Annotated in this window: 15 protein-coding genes; 7 read left to right on the top strand and 8 right to left on the bottom strand. The window is 71.8% G+C overall.

Annotation, left to right across the window (positions count from 1 at the left end; genetic code table 11):
- Positions 1-8: 8 nt before the first annotated feature.
- Complete coding sequence (locus ABT061_RS22185) at positions 9-1,043, bottom strand: RDD family protein (protein WP_350920819.1); 1,035 nt, start codon at positions 1,041-1,043, stop codon at positions 9-11.
- Between the two features lie 37 nt (positions 1,044-1,080).
- Here ABT061_RS22185 and ABT061_RS22190 point away from each other — a divergent pair, with 37 nt between their 5' ends.
- Positions 1,081-2,076, top strand: coding sequence for a stage II sporulation protein M (locus ABT061_RS22190; RefSeq protein WP_350920822.1), 996 nt, complete (start codon positions 1,081-1,083; stop codon positions 2,074-2,076).
- Positions 2,077-2,222: 146 nt separating this feature from the next.
- Here the strand turns inward: ABT061_RS22190 and ABT061_RS22195 are convergent, their stop codons facing one another.
- From ABT061_RS22195 to ABT061_RS22215, 5 genes are all read right to left on the bottom strand, one after another.
- Positions 2,223-3,587, bottom strand: coding sequence for a DUF58 domain-containing protein (locus tag ABT061_RS22195; RefSeq protein ID WP_350920825.1), 1,365 nt, complete (start codon positions 3,585-3,587; stop codon positions 2,223-2,225).
- A gap of 3 nt (positions 3,588-3,590) precedes the next feature.
- On the bottom strand, positions 3,591-4,514 hold the full coding sequence (locus ABT061_RS22200) for an AAA family ATPase (protein WP_350921120.1): 924 nt from the start codon (positions 4,512-4,514) through the stop codon (positions 3,591-3,593).
- Positions 4,515-4,615: 101 nt separating this feature from the next.
- Positions 4,616-5,791, bottom strand: coding sequence for a DUF4350 domain-containing protein (locus ABT061_RS22205; protein WP_350920828.1), 1,176 nt, complete (start codon positions 5,789-5,791; stop codon positions 4,616-4,618).
- A complete protein-coding gene (locus ABT061_RS22210) occupies positions 5,788-6,444 on the bottom strand; it encodes a DUF4129 domain-containing protein (protein WP_350920831.1) in 657 nt (218 codons plus the stop codon). Before ABT061_RS22210 ends, ABT061_RS22205 begins: the two co-directional genes overlap by 4 nt.
- Positions 6,429-7,733 carry a DUF7847 domain-containing protein gene (locus ABT061_RS22215; protein ID WP_350920834.1) on the bottom strand — a complete coding sequence of 435 codons (1,305 nt, stop codon included), beginning with the start codon at positions 7,731-7,733 and terminating at the stop codon, positions 6,429-6,431. Before ABT061_RS22215 ends, ABT061_RS22210 begins: the two co-directional genes overlap by 16 nt.
- A 343-nt stretch (positions 7,734-8,076) precedes the next feature.
- On the opposite strand from ABT061_RS22215, the gene mtrA reads away from it, so the two are divergent.
- From mtrA to ABT061_RS22245, 6 genes are all read left to right on the top strand, one after another.
- Positions 8,077-8,754 carry an MtrAB system response regulator MtrA gene (gene mtrA / locus ABT061_RS22220; RefSeq protein ID WP_030907316.1) on the top strand — a complete coding sequence of 226 codons (678 nt, stop codon included), beginning with the start codon at positions 8,077-8,079 and terminating at the stop codon, positions 8,752-8,754.
- Between the two features lie 24 nt (positions 8,755-8,778).
- Positions 8,779-10,518 carry an MtrAB system histidine kinase MtrB gene (gene mtrB, locus ABT061_RS22225; protein WP_350920838.1) on the top strand — a complete coding sequence of 580 codons (1,740 nt, stop codon included), beginning with the start codon at positions 8,779-8,781 and terminating at the stop codon, positions 10,516-10,518.
- Positions 10,508-12,295, top strand: coding sequence for an LpqB family beta-propeller domain-containing protein (locus tag ABT061_RS22230; protein ID WP_350920841.1), 1,788 nt, complete (start codon positions 10,508-10,510; stop codon positions 12,293-12,295). The genes mtrB and ABT061_RS22230 overlap by 11 nt, the downstream gene beginning before the upstream one ends.
- 105 nt (positions 12,296-12,400) lie before the next feature.
- The gene (locus tag ABT061_RS22235; protein WP_350920844.1) at positions 12,401-13,105 is read left to right on the top strand and encodes a ComF family protein; all 705 of its coding nucleotides are present in this window, start codon (positions 12,401-12,403) and stop codon (positions 13,103-13,105) included.
- Positions 13,106-13,625: 520 nt separating this feature from the next.
- A complete protein-coding gene (gene hpf / locus ABT061_RS22240; RefSeq protein ID WP_350920847.1) occupies positions 13,626-14,267 on the top strand; it encodes a ribosome hibernation-promoting factor, HPF/YfiA family in 642 nt (213 codons plus the stop codon).
- A 94-nt stretch (positions 14,268-14,361) separates the two neighbouring features.
- Complete coding sequence (locus ABT061_RS22245; protein ID WP_343978966.1) at positions 14,362-15,066, top strand: response regulator; 705 nt, start codon at positions 14,362-14,364, stop codon at positions 15,064-15,066.
- 138 nt (positions 15,067-15,204) lie between these two features.
- On the opposite strand, the gene ABT061_RS22250 is transcribed toward ABT061_RS22245, so the two are convergent.
- Together ABT061_RS22250 and ABT061_RS22255 are read right to left on the bottom strand one after the other, a co-directional pair.
- Positions 15,205-16,392, bottom strand: coding sequence for a winged helix-turn-helix domain-containing protein (locus ABT061_RS22250; protein ID WP_350920851.1), 1,188 nt, complete (start codon positions 16,390-16,392; stop codon positions 15,205-15,207).
- A gap of 134 nt (positions 16,393-16,526) precedes the next feature.
- Positions 16,527-16,772, bottom strand: coding sequence for an HGxxPAAW family protein (locus ABT061_RS22255; RefSeq protein ID WP_350920854.1), 246 nt, complete (start codon positions 16,770-16,772; stop codon positions 16,527-16,529).
- Positions 16,773-16,786: the final 14 nt, after the last annotated feature.

A 16,786-nucleotide genomic window follows, 5' to 3' on the forward strand; every position in this document is an offset into this window, starting at 1 on the left:
CGGGGAGGTCAGGCCGGAGGGACGAAACCGCCCGGCGTGGGGCCGGGTACCTGCTCGACGGGCCGGGCCGCGGGCGGCGGGGACGCCGGATACGGCGGCCCGGCCGGGGGAGGGAGCGGGATCCGCGGCTGTGACGGCCGGTAGGCGGGCCGGCCGTAGGGATCGGGGGCGGCCCCGGGAGGGGCGTACGGCCGATCTCCGCTTCCGGGAGGCGCATAAGGCTGGGGCGACGGTGCGGTCAGGTAGGGCTGGGGCGAGGCGTGGCCGGGCCACTGCTGGGCGGGCCGGTGCGCGCCGGTCTGCTGCGCCAGGCGCGCCTGCTCGCGGCGCCGGCGTTCGGCCAGGACGGCGGTCAGGTAGGCGAACGGCGGCACGCCGGGCGGGGCCGGCGGGGACACGAAGGCCGACATCTCGGTGGCGATGCGCACCCCCATCCCGTGCTGCACGGCGGGGGCCAGATCGTGCCAGCGCATGAGGTACTGCCTCGCGGTGGCCGCGACCTGCTCGGGCAGCCGCGACAGCTCCAGCGTCGCCGCCCAGGAGGCGAGCTGCGGCGGCATGTCCAGCGGAGGCCCGTACTGCTGCGGAGCGCGCTCGGAGATCACGATGGTGCCGGAGAAGATGTCGCCGAGCCGCTTGCCCCTCTCCGAGATCAGCGAGCTGATCAGCGCGGGGGCGCCGCTGAGCATCCAGAACTCCAGGACCCCGGCCAGCCCGCGGAACAGGGCCTGCCGGAACCGCTCGGGACCGCCGTCGTCGCTGACGACCCGGAGTCCGAGGGCGAGCTTGCCCAGGCTGCGCCCGCGGGTGAGCGTCTCGAACACCACCGGGTATCCCACGATCACGAGCACGGTGAGCACGAGGTAGACCATCGTCGTCAGAGCCGGGTCGCTCAGCAGGCCCAGGCTGCCGACCAGCAGGGAGATCCCCAGCAGCATCAGGACCTGGACCGTCATGTCGATCAGCAGCGCCGCGGCCCTGCTCGGGAGCTGGGCGACACGGACCTCGACGACCACGGCCTCGCCGGTTACGACATCGGACACAATCAGCACCCTACCCGTGACTGGATAGGCTGCCCGCGTGGACATCGACGCCTTCGTCACCGCGCACCGGCCCGCCTGGGACCGCCTTGAGGATCTGGTCCGGCGGCGTGGCTCGCTGGACGGCGCGGAGGTCGACGAACTCGTCGACCTCTACCAGCGGGTGGCCACGCACCTGTCCCTGGTCCGCTCGGCCTCGGCGGACCCGATCCTGGTGGGCCGCCTGTCGGCGCTCGTCGCCCGGGCCCGCTCGGCGGTGACCGGGGCGCACACCCCGGCCTGGCGGGAGTTCATCCGCTTCTTCGCCGTCTCCTTCCCGGTGGTCGCCTACCGGGCCCGCTGGTGGTGGATGGCCACCACCGCCGCGTTCCTGCTGGTCTCCACGGTCGTCGCCGTCTGGGTGGCGAAAAACCCCGGCGTCCAGGCGGCGATCGCCACCCCGGAACAGATCACCCAGCTCGTCGAGCACGACTTCGCCGACTACTACTCGGAGAACCCGGCGACCTCCTTCGCCGGCCAGGTCTGGGTGAACAACGCCTGGGTCTCGATGCAGGTCATCATCATGTCCATCCTGCTCGGCCTGCCGATCCCGTACGTGCTGTGGGAGAACGCGGTCAACGTGGCCGTCTCCGCGGGATTGATGGCCTCGCGCGGCAAGCTCGACATCTTCTTCGGCCTGATCACCCCGCACGGCCTGCTGGAGCTGACCGCGGTGTTCCTCGCCGCCGCCGTCGGCATGCGCCTCGGCTGGACGGTCGTGGACCCCGGTCCGCGCAGGCGCGTCGAGGCCCTGGCCGAGCAGGGCAGGGCCGTGATGAGCGTGGCACTCGGCCTGGTCGTGGTGCTGCTGATCTCCGGGCTGATCGAGGGGCTGGTCACCCCCTCGGGGCTGCCCACCTGGGCGCGGATCGGCATCGGGGTGGTCGCGGAGGCGGCCTTCCTGGCCTACGTGATCTTCTTTGGCCGCCGGGCCGTGGCCGCCGGCGAGACCGGCGACGTGGAGCGCGCCCCCGACCTCGCCCCGAGCGCCGGCTGAGCGCCCCACCGGACGTTCCGGGCCCGCCCGGCCTCGCCGGGCCGGTGACGTGACGGTCCCCGGGCCGACGCGCCTGGCCGGAGGCCGTCAGATCCCCCGGACATCGTCGGCGGCCCGGACACGCCGTCAGGGTGTCCGGGCGACCATCAGAGCCGCCCGGACGCCTTCAGCGCCAGGTAGGCGTCGGCCAGGGCGGGGGCGAGCTGCTCGGGGGCGGCGTCCACCACCTCCACGCCCTGGCGGCGCAGCAGGGCGGTGATCCGCCGCCGCCCCGCGCTCAGGTGCTCGGCCGCCGCCGCGCCGTAGACCAGCTCGGAGGTGCCGCGCCCGGCGGCCATCTCGGCCACCTGCGGGTCGGAGACGGCGGCCAGGAGCACCAGATGCCGGGCGGAGAGCTGGGGGAGCACCGGCAGCAGGCCCTCCTCCAGCGCCGCCGGGTTGAGGTCGGTCAGCACGACGACCAGGCAGCGCCGCCTGGCTCGTGACATGACCGCCGCGACCATCCCGGCCGAGTCGGCCTCGACCAGCTCGGCCTCGATCGGAGCCATGGTGTTGACCAGCGAGGACAGCAGCTCCGTACGGCCGGTGCCGGACACCCAGGCGCGCACCGCGCGGTCGTGGGCCAGGAAGTCGACCCGGTCGCCCGCGCGGGAGGCCAGCGCGGCCAGGAGCAGTGCCGCGTCCATCGACCAGTCGAGGCGGGGCCAGCCGGGCACCACCCGCGACCTGCCCTGCCGGTCGCTCCTCGGTACCTCGCCGGCCAGCGGGATCGGGGCGGTGCCCACCCGCCCGGCCGAGGTACGGCCGGTGTCGAGCACGATCAGCACCCGCCGGTCGCGCTCCGGCCGCCAGGTGCGGACCACGACGTCGTTGCGGCGCGCGGTGGCCCGCCAGTCGATCGAGCGGACGTCGTCGCCGACCACGTACTCCCGCAGCGAGTCGAACTCGGTGCCCTGCCCCCTGACCATCGACGGATGCTGGCCCTCCAGCTCCCTGAGCCTGGACAGTTTGGCGGGCAGGTGCTTACGGCTGAGGAAGGGCGGTAGCACCCGGACCGACCAGGGCACCCGGTGCGAGCCCTGGCGGCCCGCGATGCCCAGCGGCCCCAGCGCCCGCACCGTCACCGTGACCGCCTCGCGGTCACCCCTGCGGGTGGGGGTGAGCGTCGTGACCAGCCGGCGGCGCTCGCCGGCCGGCACGTCCAGCGGCAGGTGCCGGGGGGTGGCCCCGGCGGACGGGGGCCAGGCGTCCCTGAGCACGCCGCGCACCCTGCGGGGGCCGGGGTTCTCCACGATCAGCTCGACCGTGACCGACTCGCCGAGCCGTACCAGCCGCTCGCCCGAGCGGGTGAAGCGCAGTGGGCGCACGCTTCCGGCCAGCAGCAGGTCGATCACGACCAGCACCGCGATCAGCAGTGCCACCCCGGCCACGGCAGGCCCCCCACGGGGGGCGAACAGCACGACCAGGGTGCCCAGCAGGGCCAGCAGCGCGGCCCGTCCTGTCAGCGCCATGGGTCAGCGGGGTACGGGGACGGAGGCGAGGACGGCGTCGATGAGGCCGTCGGCGGTCGCGCCCTCCAGCTCGGCCTCGGGGCGTAGCTGGATCCGGTGCCGCAGCGCGGGCCTGGCCAGTGCCTTGACGTCGTCGGGCGTCACGTAGGCGCGGCCCGACAGCCATGCCCAGGCCCGTGCCCCGGCCAGCAGCGCGGTCGCGCCACGTGGCGAGACGCCGAGCTGGAGCGAGGGCGACTGGCGGGTGGCCCTGGCGATGTCCACGATGTAGCCGAGCACCTCGGGGCCCACGTACACCTGGCTGACCGCCGCGCGTCCCGCGGCGAGGTCGGCGACGGTGGCCACGGTCTTGATGTGCGACAGGTCGCGCGGGTCGAAGCCGAGCGCGTGCCGCTCCAGCACCGCGATCTCCTGGTCGCGGGGCGGCAGCGGGACGGTCAGCTTGAGCAGGAACCGGTCGAGCTGCGCCTCGGGCAGCTGGTAGGTGCCCTCGTACTCGATGGGGTTCTGGGTGGCGGCCACGATGAACGGGTCCGGCAGCCCGCGCGCCGTACCCTCCACGCTGATCTGGCGCTCCTCCATCGCCTCCAGCAGCGCGGCCTGCGTCTTCGGAGGGGTTCTGTTGATCTCGTCGGCGAGCAGCAGGTTGGTGAAGACCGGACCCTCGCGGAACTCGAACTCCGAGGTCTTCGCGTCGTAGATCAGCGAACCGGTGATGTCGCCCGGCATGAGGTCGGGGGTGAACTGCACGCGCTTGAAATCGAGCGAGAGCGCCGCCGCCAGGGTACGCACCAGCAGGGTCTTGGCGACGCCCGGCACGCCTTCGAGCAGCACGTGGCCCCGGCAGAGCAGCGCGATCACCAGCCCGGTGACCACGGCGTCCTGGCCGACGACCGCCTTGGCGACCTCGGCGCGCAGGGCTCCCAGCGCCTCCCTGGCGCCGTCCGCGCTCGGCGCGGCGGGTGCGCCGGGCGCGGTCCTGACGACGGAGGTCGCCTCGGCGAGATCGCCGTTCCCCGGTGGTGTGGTCACGACTTTCCGACCTGCCTTTCCACGATGTCCATGTATTCGGCCAGGGCTACCAGCCCCGCCTCGTCGAGTGGCGGAGGTCCGTACAGGGCGGCGCCCACATGTGGCGCCGGCTGGCCGGTCCGCTCGGCGATCGCGTTCACCAGCGCGTCGGCTCCCGCCCTTGAGGGCAGCCCGAGACGGGGGGTCACCCGGTCGATGAAGCCGGCGCGCAGGGCCGCGGCGGCCCGATCGCGGGCACGCCTCGCACGATAGAGCCTGGCACGTCCCTCGACGGTCTCGGCCGCCCTGACGACGACGGGCAGCCGCTCGGCCACCACGGGACCGATCCTGCGGCCCCGCCAGAGCGCCAGCAGCAGCACCGCGACGAGCACCTGCACCACGGCCCACCTGACCCCTTCGGGGATCAGGTCGTAGAAACCCGCCTGGCCCCCCGCCGGCGGGGCGGTCTCGGGGGCCGTCAGCCAGATCAGGGTGGGCCGGCCACCGGCGAGGTTCATCGCCAGCGCGGCGTTGCCGTCCTCGGCGAGCCGCAGGTTGGTCATGAACTGCCCGTCGCCCGTGACGGTGACCTTCCGGTCTCCGGTGGGGTGGAAGACCAGGGTGGGCCGCCCGTCGGCGGGGTAGCAGCCGGTCGCCCCGGCGGGCAGGGTGAACGCCGTGCCGCCGAGGTAGGCGCTGCCCGCCCTCGTCGCGGCCGGCAGCGCACACCGGGGCTCGCGGGAGCGCGCCCGCACCTCCCGCACCGGGTTCACCCCCGGCGCGAGCCGCTCCAGATGTGACCGTACGCCCACCAGCAGCAGGTCCGACGATGTCGCGGCGAGCCGATCCGCCTCCGCCTCGTCGAGCGGGGAGATGTCGCTCACCAGCAGGGTGCTACCCGTGGAACCGGCCTGCCTGGCCTGGGACTCGGCCTCGGCGACCGAGGTGACCCGCGCGACCCGCACCCCCCGTGCCTGTAGCAGCCGGGCCAGGCCCTTGCCGCCGGACAGTGAGGTGTCGGCGGGGTCGAGAGGTCTTCCCGCCTGGCCGGAGCCGCCGAGCAGCACGCCGGCGACGGCGACGGCGACCACGAGGATCGCCACCAGGAGGGCGCCCCTGCCGCCGCGCCAGAGGCCGCGGGCGGTCGGTGAGGTGGAGGTCGACCCGGCTCGCTCGGGCGCGGCCAGGCTCATGGCGTCTCCATCCGTACGGGCGGCGCCGGGCGGGCGGCGCGCAGGTGCTCGTCGAGAGCGCACATGACCCGGTAGGCCTCGGGCGTGCCGGGCACCTCGCCGTAGGTCACGTCGTCGAACACCCGGGCCGCCGCGGCCAGCTCGGCGGCGAGCGCGGGTAGCGCGCGCCCGGCCTCGGCCGCCAGCTCCCCGGCGGTGCGGCCGGGCGTGGAGTCGACGATCACGCGGTCCTCCAGGTCGCGGGCGACGGCCCGGAGCCGCTCGCGGACCGCCTCGGCCCACCGCGCCTCCGCGGCCAGCCGCTCGGCGGCCTCGCGGTGTTCGGCGGCGGTGAGGCGGCGGTCGCCGAAGAGACCCCCCGCGCGCGCGAAGGTGCCTCTGGTGGTCCTGCGGGCGACCAGGAACACCGCGACGATGATCCCGATCACGATCACGATGAGGACGGCCCGCGCCGCCAGGCTGCCGACGACGCCCGCGGACTCCTGGTCGAGCAGGTCGCCGAGGAACTGGTTCACCCCTCGCCAGAGGCGGTCGACCAGGGACTCCTTGGCGTACTCGGCTCCGAGCAGCTCCTGGATCGCCCGGCGTCGAGCCTCCTCGCGCTCGATGTCGATCGGGGACGTCGGGAACGGGAACGTCAGGAGTGGGACCACGGAGCTCCCTGATCGGGGAACCCATGCCGCGCGGGGCCGGTGGGCGTGACGGAGGGGTCCCACAGGTCGTCGGCCGAGGCGTGCACCCAGCCCTGCCGTCGCTGCTCGATCGCCGCGGTCTGGAGCACCAGGTCGAACGCCTCGGTGCGCATCCGCCGGTCGGCGTAGAGCAGGCCGTTGACCGCGGCCTGGAAGGGATAGGTGATCATCGCGCCGACGGTCGCGCCCACGGCGATGAGGACCGCCGTGGCGATCTGCGCCCCGAGGGAACCTCCGCCCAGCAGGCCCAGGAGGCTCCCGCCCAGGGTGAACGGGAGGGAGAGCAACGTGCCGATCACACCGGCGATGAACTGGGTGAGCAGCAGGATGCCGAGTGTCCGCCAGAAGCCGCCGGAGACCAGGTTCCAGGACCTGCGCAGGGACTCGACGACGCCGAGCCGCTCCAGCACCGCGGCCGCGGGGGCGAGCGCCAGCCGGGTGGTGATGAACATGGCATATGCCACGAAGGCCAGCAGCGCCAGCAGGCCCGCGATGACCACCGCGGAGAGTCCGGCACCGGCCGCGTCAAGCGCGGCGAACAGTCCGACGATCAGGAGCAGCGGGGCGAGTATGGCCACCATGCTGACGATCACCAGCCCGAACAGCGTGGGCACCCGGCTCCGGGTCAGCGTCCAGGCCTCGCCCGCCGTCATCCTGCCGCCGAAGACGGCGCGGCCCAGGATGCGCGTCAGCACGCCGGTCAGCAGCGTCACCGCCACGAGCTGCACCGCGTAGGAGAGCAGGGTGCCGCCGTACTGGGCGAGGAAGCTCGTCTCCGGGAGGTTCGCCGGCGCGCTCCGGTCCGTCAGGTTCTCCAGGGTCGCCGCGGTGGAGCCCAGCAGGAGCGCCTCCCCGATCGCCAAGGGGATCGCGCTCAGCGCCGCGGCGATCGCGGACAGGCCCAGGACGCTCTTGGGGTTGGAACGGATCAGCTTGATCGCGCCGTCCAGGATGTCGCCCAGGCCGAGCGGGCGCAGCGGGATGATCCCGGGGCGCATCGCGGGGGGCTCCTGGCGCACGCCGTAGGGCGGCGGGCCGTAGGGCGGCGAGCCATGGGGCGGCGGGCCGTAGGGGCCCTGCTGGTACGGTGCCTGGCCGTGGGGCGGCCCGGAAGGCGGCGGGCCCGCGGGGGAGCCGGGGGCCGAGCCGGGTGCGGTCCACGGCGATCCCGGGGCATCGCCGTACGGCGGAGGTTGGTTGGACGCCCAGCCCGGGGGCGTACCGGGAGCGGAGCCGTGACCGTCTGACATATCCCAATCCTGGCATGTGGTCACACCGTTCGTGGTGATCGGGCGATCACGCGGACGTTTCATCTCCCCGGAGAGCGGCGGAGATGCCAGAGGGATGGCCGAGACGCCGTCGTTTACCGCAGACTGGGAGCGTGGTCATCGCCGCCCGGCGTTCGCAGTCGCCGGGACCGGTGGTGACCGTGCGGGGGCACCATTGCGCGCTTCACGTTGTGTGCGCCTAAAGTTCGTCATTTGGAAGGCTGGTCGTCGGCCGGTGTCATCTACTTGACGGGCAAGGGTAATCTTCGACGACCGAGCGGTTTATCCCAATAACTCCCGAACTGCGTAAACCGAATGAGGGGCCATGAAAGGACGCGTGCTGGTCGTCGACGACGACGCCGCTCTCGCCGAGATGCTCGGTATCGTGCTGCGCGGGGAGGGTTTCGAACCTTCCTTCGTCTCCGATGGTGACAAGGCGCTCGACGCGTTCCGCGACACTCGGCCGGATCTTGTACTGCTCGACCTGATGCTGCCCGGCGCCGACGGGATCGACGTCTGCCGCCGGATCCGGGCCGAGTCCGGGGTGCCGATCGTCATGCTGACGGCCAAGAGCGACACCATCGACGTGGTGCTCGGCCTGGAGTCCGGGGCCGACGACTACATCGTCAAGCCCTTCAAGCCCAAGGAGCTCGTCGCCAGGGTGCGAGCCAGGCTGCGCCGCACCGACGAGCCGACGCCGGAGATCCTGCAGATCGGCGACATCACCATCGACGTCGCCGGGCACTCGGTCAAGCGGGAGGAGGAGACCATAAACCTCACCCCGCTGGAGTTCGACCTGCTGGTCGCCCTCGCCCGCAAGCCGCGCCAGGTCTTCACCCGCGAGGTCCTGCTCGAACAGGTCTGGGGCTACCGTCACGCGGCCGACACCCGCCTGGTCAACGTGCACGTCCAGCGACTGCGAGCGAAGATCGAGAAGGATCCGGAGCATCCCGAGATCGTCGTGACGGTCCGGGGGGTCGGTTACAAGGCCGGCCCGGCCTAGCCGAGACTCCCCCCGGAGCCCGAGATGCCTCCCGCACCGAAGAAACGCCGCCGCACCCCGCGCCAGCTGCTGCGGGGTGTCCGGCGTCGCACCCGGCGGGCGGCCGGGAGGGTGCGCCGTGTCTTCTGGCGCTCGCTCCAGCTGCGCGTGGTCACCAGCACGATGGTCATCTCCATCGTGGTCGTCGCCGTGCTCGGCGTCTTCCTCATGCAGCAGATCGTCAGGACCACCCTGGAGACCAGGGAGAGCGCGGCGAAGAGCGAGGCCCAGGCCGACAGGAACGCGGTGCTCGGCTATCTCAACCAGCCGGCCGAGGCCGCCAAGCAGCCCGTCGAGTCGGGCCAGGCGCTCCAGCCGGGGGGAAGCAGCCCGCTCAGCCAGGCCACCGAGGCGCTCGCGCGGCGGGCCGGGTCCGCCAGCCGTTACTCGGTGATCATCCGTAACGAGGGACTGCCGGGGGAGTTCTACGGCACCACGAACATCGATCCCGTCAGCATCCCGGCCAGGCAGCGCGACGAGCTGTTCAAGAGGGAGGCGGGCGAGGACAGCACCTGGTACACCCCGCTGTACTACAAGGGGCAACCGGACCAGCCGGTGCCCGGGATGATCATCGGCACCCGCCTCGACACCTGGGGGACCAGGCTCGACTCGTCGTACGAGATCTACCACCTCGTCCCGCTGGACAAGGAGGAGAAGACGCTCGCCTCCGTCCAGCAGATGATCATCCTTGTCGGCGCCGGCCTCGTGCTGCTGCTGGCCGCGATCTCCTCCCTGGTCACCCGCCAGGTCGTCACGCCGGTGCGGCTGGCCAGGCAGGCCGCCGAGCGGCTGGCCGCAGGGCGGCTGGACGAGCGTCTGAAGGTCCGCGGCGAGGACGACCTGGCCCGCCTGGCCACCTCCTTCAACGAGATGGCCGCCAACCTGGCACTGAAGATCCACCAGCTGGAGGAGCTCTCCCAGGTCCAGCGGCAGTTCGTCTCGGACGTCTCGCACGAGCTGCGCACCCCGCTGACCACCGTGCGGATGGCCGCGGACCTGCTCTACGACGCCCGCGAGGACTTCGACCCGATGGCGGCCAGGTCGGCCGAGCTGATGCAGAACCAGCTCAACCGGTTCGAGGCGATGCTCGCCGACCTCCTGGAGATCAGCCGCTACGACGCGGGCGCGGCCGACCTCGACGTCGACTCGGTGGACGTCAGGGACGTGGTGCTGCGCGCCGTCGCCGACTCCGAGGCGCTGGCCGAGCGCCACTCCACCCGCTTCGACCTGCGCCTGCCCGGCGAGCCCTGCATGGCGGAGATGGACAGCCGCAGGGTCGAGCGCATCCTGCGCAACCTGCTGTTCAACGCGATAGAGCACGGCGAGGGCCGGGACATCGTCGTCTCGGTCGCCGCCGACAGGGACGCGGTGGCGGTGGCGGTACGCGACCACGGGGTGGGGTTGAAACCCGGCGAGGAGAACCTGGTCTTCGACCGGTTCTGGCGGGCCGACCCGTCCAGGGCGCGCACGATCGGCGGTACGGGGCTGGGCCTGGCGATCTCCAGGGAGGACGCCATCCTGCACGGCGGCTGGCTGCAGGCCTGGGGCTCGCACGGGGAGGGGTCGCAGTTCCGGCTCTCGCTGCCCAGGGTGGCGGGGGCGGTCCTTCGGGGCTCGCCGCTGCCGCTGGTACCGCCGGAGGTGGAGATGCGCCGCACGTGGCGGGGGCACATGACGCCGGTGCTGTCGCCGGCGGTGGCCGACGGGGGACGCGATGCGGACTGAGAACGCGCGGAAGGCGGGGACGGCGATCCTGGCCGTCACCCTGGTCTGCGGGGCGTCGGCCTGCTCGGTCATCCCCACCGGCGGCAAGTCCGTCGTGACCGTCGACAACGAGCGCAAGGGCAACCCGCTGGACAACCCGTACGCGCGGGTCGTCGCCATGCCGCCGAAGGCCGCGTGGTCGCCGGAGGAGGTCGTCACCGGCTTCCGCGCCGCGATGGCGAGCCCCGACGACCCCGACTTCCAGGTCGCCCGCCAGTACCTCACCGGTGACTTCGCGGACAAGTGGAACCCGCACGGCGGCGTCACGGTCTACCGGCAGGGCGACTACGAGAAGTTCGCGCCGCTCCGGGAGGAGGACAAGCATGCCCAGGTCACGCTCAAGGGCACTAAAACCGCCTTCATCGATCAGGACGGCCGTTACCGTCCGAGCGGCGGCCCGCTGAACCAGCCCTTCACGCTCGCCAAGGAAGCGGGCGGGGAGTGGCGCATCAGCGCGGCCCCCGACGGGCTCCTGCTCTCCGAGGCCGACGTCGCCCGCGGCTACCTCCCCGTGGATCTCTATTTCCTCGACTCCCACTGGAAGGGGTTGGTGGTCGATCAGGTGCGGGTACCGATCGACCCGGCCGCCAACTTCGCCAAGACGACCGTGGAGCGGCTGCTTCGGGGACCGAGCAGCTCCCTCAAGGGCTCGGTGCGCTCCGCCCTCGCCGACACCGAGCTCATCGACGTCACCACCGAGAACAACCGGGTCGTCGTCGACCTCACCAGGCGGGTGGACCCCGACCTGATCGACCCGATGTCGGCCCAGCTCGCCGCGACGCTCACCGCGCTCACCAAGGGCGGCTGGGGGTTCGAGGTCAAGGTCAAGGGCGAGTCGTACTACGCCGACACGCCGCTGCAGATCGACGCCCAGGAGCAGTCGAACTTCGACCCGTGGACGACCCCCGACACCGTCACCTCGTTCTATCTCGCCGACGGCGCCCTGTGGCTGCTGGACAAGGAGAACGTCGGGCGGCCGGTGCCGGGCAGGGCCGGCCAGAAGAAGAGTGGGCTCACCCGCCCGGCGATCAGCGGCCAGCCGGTGCAGCAGGTGGCGGCGCTCGCCCAGGACGGCAAGAGCGTCTCCGTCGCGCCGCTCGCCGCGGGCGGCGAGTGGCGGGTGTGGGCCAGCGGCGATTCCCTCATCCAGCCGTCGTGGGACCGCTACAACACGCTCTGGACCGTCGACCGGCCCAACGACCACACCTCGATCGTGACCAGGCACGACGGTGACAACAAGCACCGCTACCGGGTGTCGGCCCCCGACCTGGAGACGGTCTACGTCAAGTCGCTGAAGGTCGCGCGGGACGGCGTGCACGTCGCGGTGGTGGTCAAGGACGGGCTGGGCGAGCAGGTCCACGTCGGCACCGTCATCGGTGAGCGGGAGAACACGCGCATCGCCAACCTCCAGATCGTGGTGGACAGTGAGGGCAAGCGGACGATCGAGGACATAGCCTGGAAGGACGGCAAGACCCTTTACGCGCTCACCGGCAAGTCGGAACTGCTGGAGGCGTCGGTCACCGCCGAGCCGAAGCCCCTGGCCTTCGACTCGCGGATAGGGATAGAGAGCATCACCGCGCTGGACAGCATCCTGCTGGCCGGGGCCAAGGACGACCAGGGCCACCGGCAGGTCCTCTACTGGACCTCCACCAAGTGGGAGCCGCTGGTCAAGAACGAGACCGGTTCGACGGACTTCACCGAGAACGGCCCGTCCTCGCCGGCCTTCCCCCTGGGCTGAGCCGTCTTGACCACGGGCCGCCCCGGGCCTCCCGCGACGGGGGTGGTGTCCCGGCCGGTGCCCTGGGCTGGGCTTTTTGTCGGTGCGATATGACACCTTGGGCTGGTGACGACCGCCATGCTCGACCTGATCCTGCCGCCCCGCTGCGCCGGATGCGACGCGCCGGGCTCCCTCGTCTGTCCCCGCTGCGCGGCGGAGCTGCACGGAACGCCCGCGCGCCGGATGCCCGACCCCGCCCCGCCGGGCCTGCCGGAGTGCTGGTCGGCGGCCGAATACACCCCCGCCGTACGGCGGGCGGTCATCGCCTACAAGGAGCGCGGCCGCACGGCCCTCGCCCCTCCCCTGGCCGGGGCCCTCGCCCTGGCCGTCGCCACGGCGGCCGGCGAGCGGCCGGTGCTGCTCGTGCCGGTGCCCAGCGCCCGAGCGGCCCACCGGCGCCGCGGGCACGATCCGGTGGCCAGGCTCGCGGAGCTGGCGGCCGGTTGCCTCCGCCAGGCCGGCTGGCCCGCGACCGTGGCGAGGGTGCTCGCCCAGCGGCGGCGTGTCGCCGACCAGGCGGGGCTGAGTTCGCCCCAGCGGGCCGCGAATCTGTCCGCGGCCTTCTCTGTCACGGTCGGCCGCAACGCGCCTGTGCCGCGCTCCTGGGGTGGCACAGAGGCGATTGTGCTGGTCGACGACATCGTCACCACCGGAGCGACGCTCGCGGAGGCGGCGAGGGCGATGCGCGAGGTCGGCGTGACGCCGTCCTTCGCCGCCACGGTCGCCGCGACACGCCGGAGAGTCCGAACCGGCGAACGTGACGGAGGGTAAAGAGCGGCTCGACGTCCCATCTCACTCCAGCGCCACACCTCACTGTCTCGATCGTGTCCTCTGGGCTGCTCAGCGGTGGCGAGCGGCCCTCGCCTCCGGCACCGCCCACCCGTGGGGACAGGGTCTCTGATGATCGGCCGACAGGCTGTGAACCACACAAAGTGATCCTTGACCCGATCGCCAAGCTGACATTCGGCCGGGATGCGGATAGCGTCTGAGCCATGGCACCCGCTCGGGTCCGTGGTTGCGCCGGACCGACCTCCGACAGGAGGCCGGCACGGCTAGCCGATGCCAGCCGCAGGCCAAACGGTCCACGTAAGACGACTTTTCGTCGATCGATCACGGTGCGGCTTAGAGGTAAGTCCTGCCTTCCCGGGGAGCCAGATGTTCCTCGCCAGAAGAGAAGGGCATGTAGTGGCAAAGAGCTGCGAAACCCTCAGCAGGCGGATGTGGGGACGAAGACCAGGTCGGCCGAGCGGGTGCCGCAGTACCACCGTCGAGATTCGAAGGGGGGCCGTGCATGGAGATCATCGTCAAGGGTCGGCACACCGGAGTGAGTGACCGATTCCGTGACCACGTGAACACCAAGCTGGCCAGGATCGAGCGTTTGGACCACAAGCTCATTCGCGTTGACGTGGAGGTGTCCAAGGAACGTAATCCCCGTATCGTCGATCAGCGAGAGCGCGTCGAGCTCACCATTCATTCACGTGGTCCAGCGGTCCGGGCGGAGGCCTCGGCCGACGACCGTTTCGCCGCCCTTGACATCGCACTCGGCAAGCTCGAAGGACGGCTGCGGCGCCTCGCCGACCGGAGAAAGGTCCACCACGGCAACCACTGCCCCCCCTCGGTCGCCGAGCTGACGGCCACCGCGCTCGCGGAGACGTTCGAGAGCGCCCCGGACCGGTCGCTCACCGAGCAGGCCGAGGCCGACCTTTCCGAGGACAAGACCATCATCCCGATCCAGATGGACGGAGACGGGCCGTTGATGGTCAGGGAGAAGTTCCACAAGGCCGATCCCATCACGATCGACCAGGCACTTCTCGAGATGGAATTGGTGGGGCACGACTTCTACCTGTTCCGTGACAAGGAGAGCGGGCAGCCGAGCGTCGTATACCTGCGTCAGGGGTACAACTACGGCGTGCTGCGGCTCGTCGAGCCCTGACGGACGCGCTCAAAGATCCTCTCCGACCAACCGAGGACCATGAAACCCGTGTAATCATGGCGGTCCACCGGCTCTGGCCCCCCGAGGAGGAGGCGTGACGGAACCCGACGACGCAACCAGCCCGACCGGACGCGGCGAACCGATCCGCGTGCTGATCGTTGACGATCACGCGCTGATCCGCCGCAGTCTGGAGATGGCGCTGGCCGCGGAGACGGACATCGAGGTTGTCGGCGAGGCGAGCGACGGGCAAGAGGCGGTCGAGCTCGCCGACCGCCTCACTCCGGATGTCATGCTCATGGACGTCCGGATGCCACGGAGAAGCGGTATCGAGGCCACTCGTGAGATCAAGGCCTCGGTGCCGAGCACGCGGATCATCATGTTGACCGTGAGTGACGAGGAAGAGGATCTTTTCGAGGCGATCAAGGCGGGTGCCACCGGCTACCTGCTGAAGAACGTCCAGCTCGACGAGGTGCCGGAGGCCGTACGCGGTGTCCACGAAGGACAGTCGCTGATCAATCCGGCGATGGCCGCCAAGCTCATCAGCGAGTTCGCCAGCATGAGCCGCAAGGAGGCCGAGCGGCCCCCACAGCTCCCCGTCCCGCGCCTGACCGATCGGGAGATGGAGGTGCTCCGCCTGGTCGCGAAGGGGATGAACAACCGCGAGATCGCCAAGCAGCTGTTCATCTCCGAGAACACAGTGAAGAACCACGTCAGGAACATCCTGGACAAGCTCCAGCTCCACTCCCGGATGGAGGCGGTGGTCTACGCGGTCCGCGAGCGGATGCTTGAGATCACCTGACCCACCCCCGGTGCGGTGACCGCGGGACGGTCACCGCACCCGTGCCGCCGTCACGGGCGCGACGGCCGAGGCCCTGCGGCGCCCGGGCGGCCCGACGGCTCAGCGTCACGGCTCAGCGTCGGCCCGGTGCGCCCGTGCTCAGCGCACCCGGCTCAGGGCGTCCTGAAGGGGGCCCGCCAGCAGGGGATCCACCCGCTCGACCCGGACGGCATCGCAGCCGACCCAGCTCGCCGCCTCCCAGAGCGCCCCGGCCAGCGAGGTCGCGCCCCTGCCGGGGGCGACGCCGGGCTCAAGGCTCACCTGGCGGGCCACCAGGGTGGAACCCTCGCGGGCGGGGTCGACACGCCCGATCAGCCGGCCTCCGGCCAGGACCGGCATCGTGAAGTAGCCGTGGACGCGCTTCTCCTTGGGAACGTACGCCTCAAGGCGGTGGTTGAAACCGAACACGCGGGCGGTGCGCGCGCGATCCCAGACGAGGGAGTCGAACGGGGAGAGCGGGGTCGTACGGTGCCGGCCCCTTGGCTCGGTCTCCAGCGCGGTGGGATCGGCCCAGGCGTCGGCGGCGCGCTCGGGCCATTCGGGGACGCGGACGGGGACCAGCCCGGCGGACCCGTCGCGCAGGCACCTGTCGAGCAGCAGCGCCTCGGGCGCCTTCAGACGCAGGAAGTCGACGAGGTCGGCGCGGGTGGCCACCCCGAGCGCGCGCCCGGCGATGCCGGCGAGCCGGGTGACGCACTCGGCGTCGGACGGCTCCTCGGCCAGCAGGTGCCCGGGGACCGTGCGCTCGGCCAGGTCGTAGACGCGGCGCCAGCCCACCCTGCGCGTGCAGACGACCTCGCCGGTGTCGAGCAGCCACTCAATGGCGATCTTGGAGTCGGACCAGTCCCACCACGGGCCGCCCTTCTTGGCTCCGCCGATGTCGGCGGTGGTGATCGGGCCGCTCTCGCGGACCCGTTGCAGCACCTTGTCGACACTGTCGGGCACCTCGTGCCAGCGGAACTTCCTGGCCCGGAAATACCTCCGTCTGAAGGCGTACAGCGGCCAGTCGCCGATCGGCAGGACGCAGGCGGCATGACACCAGTACTCGAAGGCCCTGGCGGGCTCGTCCCAGTAGGCCCGCTCGACCTCCCGCCTGCCGACGGCGCCGAGGCGGGCGTACGCGACCAGTTCGTGGGAGCGGGCCAGCACGGAGATCGTGTCGAGCTGGACGGCACCCAGGCGGCGCAGGGCCGCGGGGGCGCCGCCGCGCCGGGACTCCGCGCCGAGGAACCCCTGAGCGCGGAGGACGATACGACGGGCCTCGTCCGAAGAGAGGGAGAGCTTCATTGACCGCCCCGGGAGAAGACAACACGGTGTGCGGCTGAGGCTAGCGTCTGACACCGACGAAAATGCTATGCCGGTGTCAGAACATCGCCGGACGGGGTGGATTCGGGTCGAGTGAGGGCGAATCCCACCCGGCGTCAGCCGAGGACGCCCCGGGCGCTCTGGTCGCGCGTCGTGCGGGGCCCGTCCACGACGACGTCCTGGAAGACCCGGAAGACCGGCACCAGGATGGCCCCGATGACGCAGACCGCCGTGCCCGCCCACAGGAGAAACCAGTCGGGACCCATGCAGAGGCCGGTTCCGGCGACGGCGAAACCCAACATGATCACGGTCACCGTCAGCCAGGACGACGCCCTGCCCCAGTGGTTCTCCCTCGCCGTCACGGCCTCTCCCTCCG

Origin of the sequence: Streptosporangium sp. NPDC002544, from assembly GCF_040295965.1 — a bacterium.
Taxonomy (GTDB): Bacteria; Actinomycetota; Actinomycetes; order Streptosporangiales; family Streptosporangiaceae; genus Streptosporangium.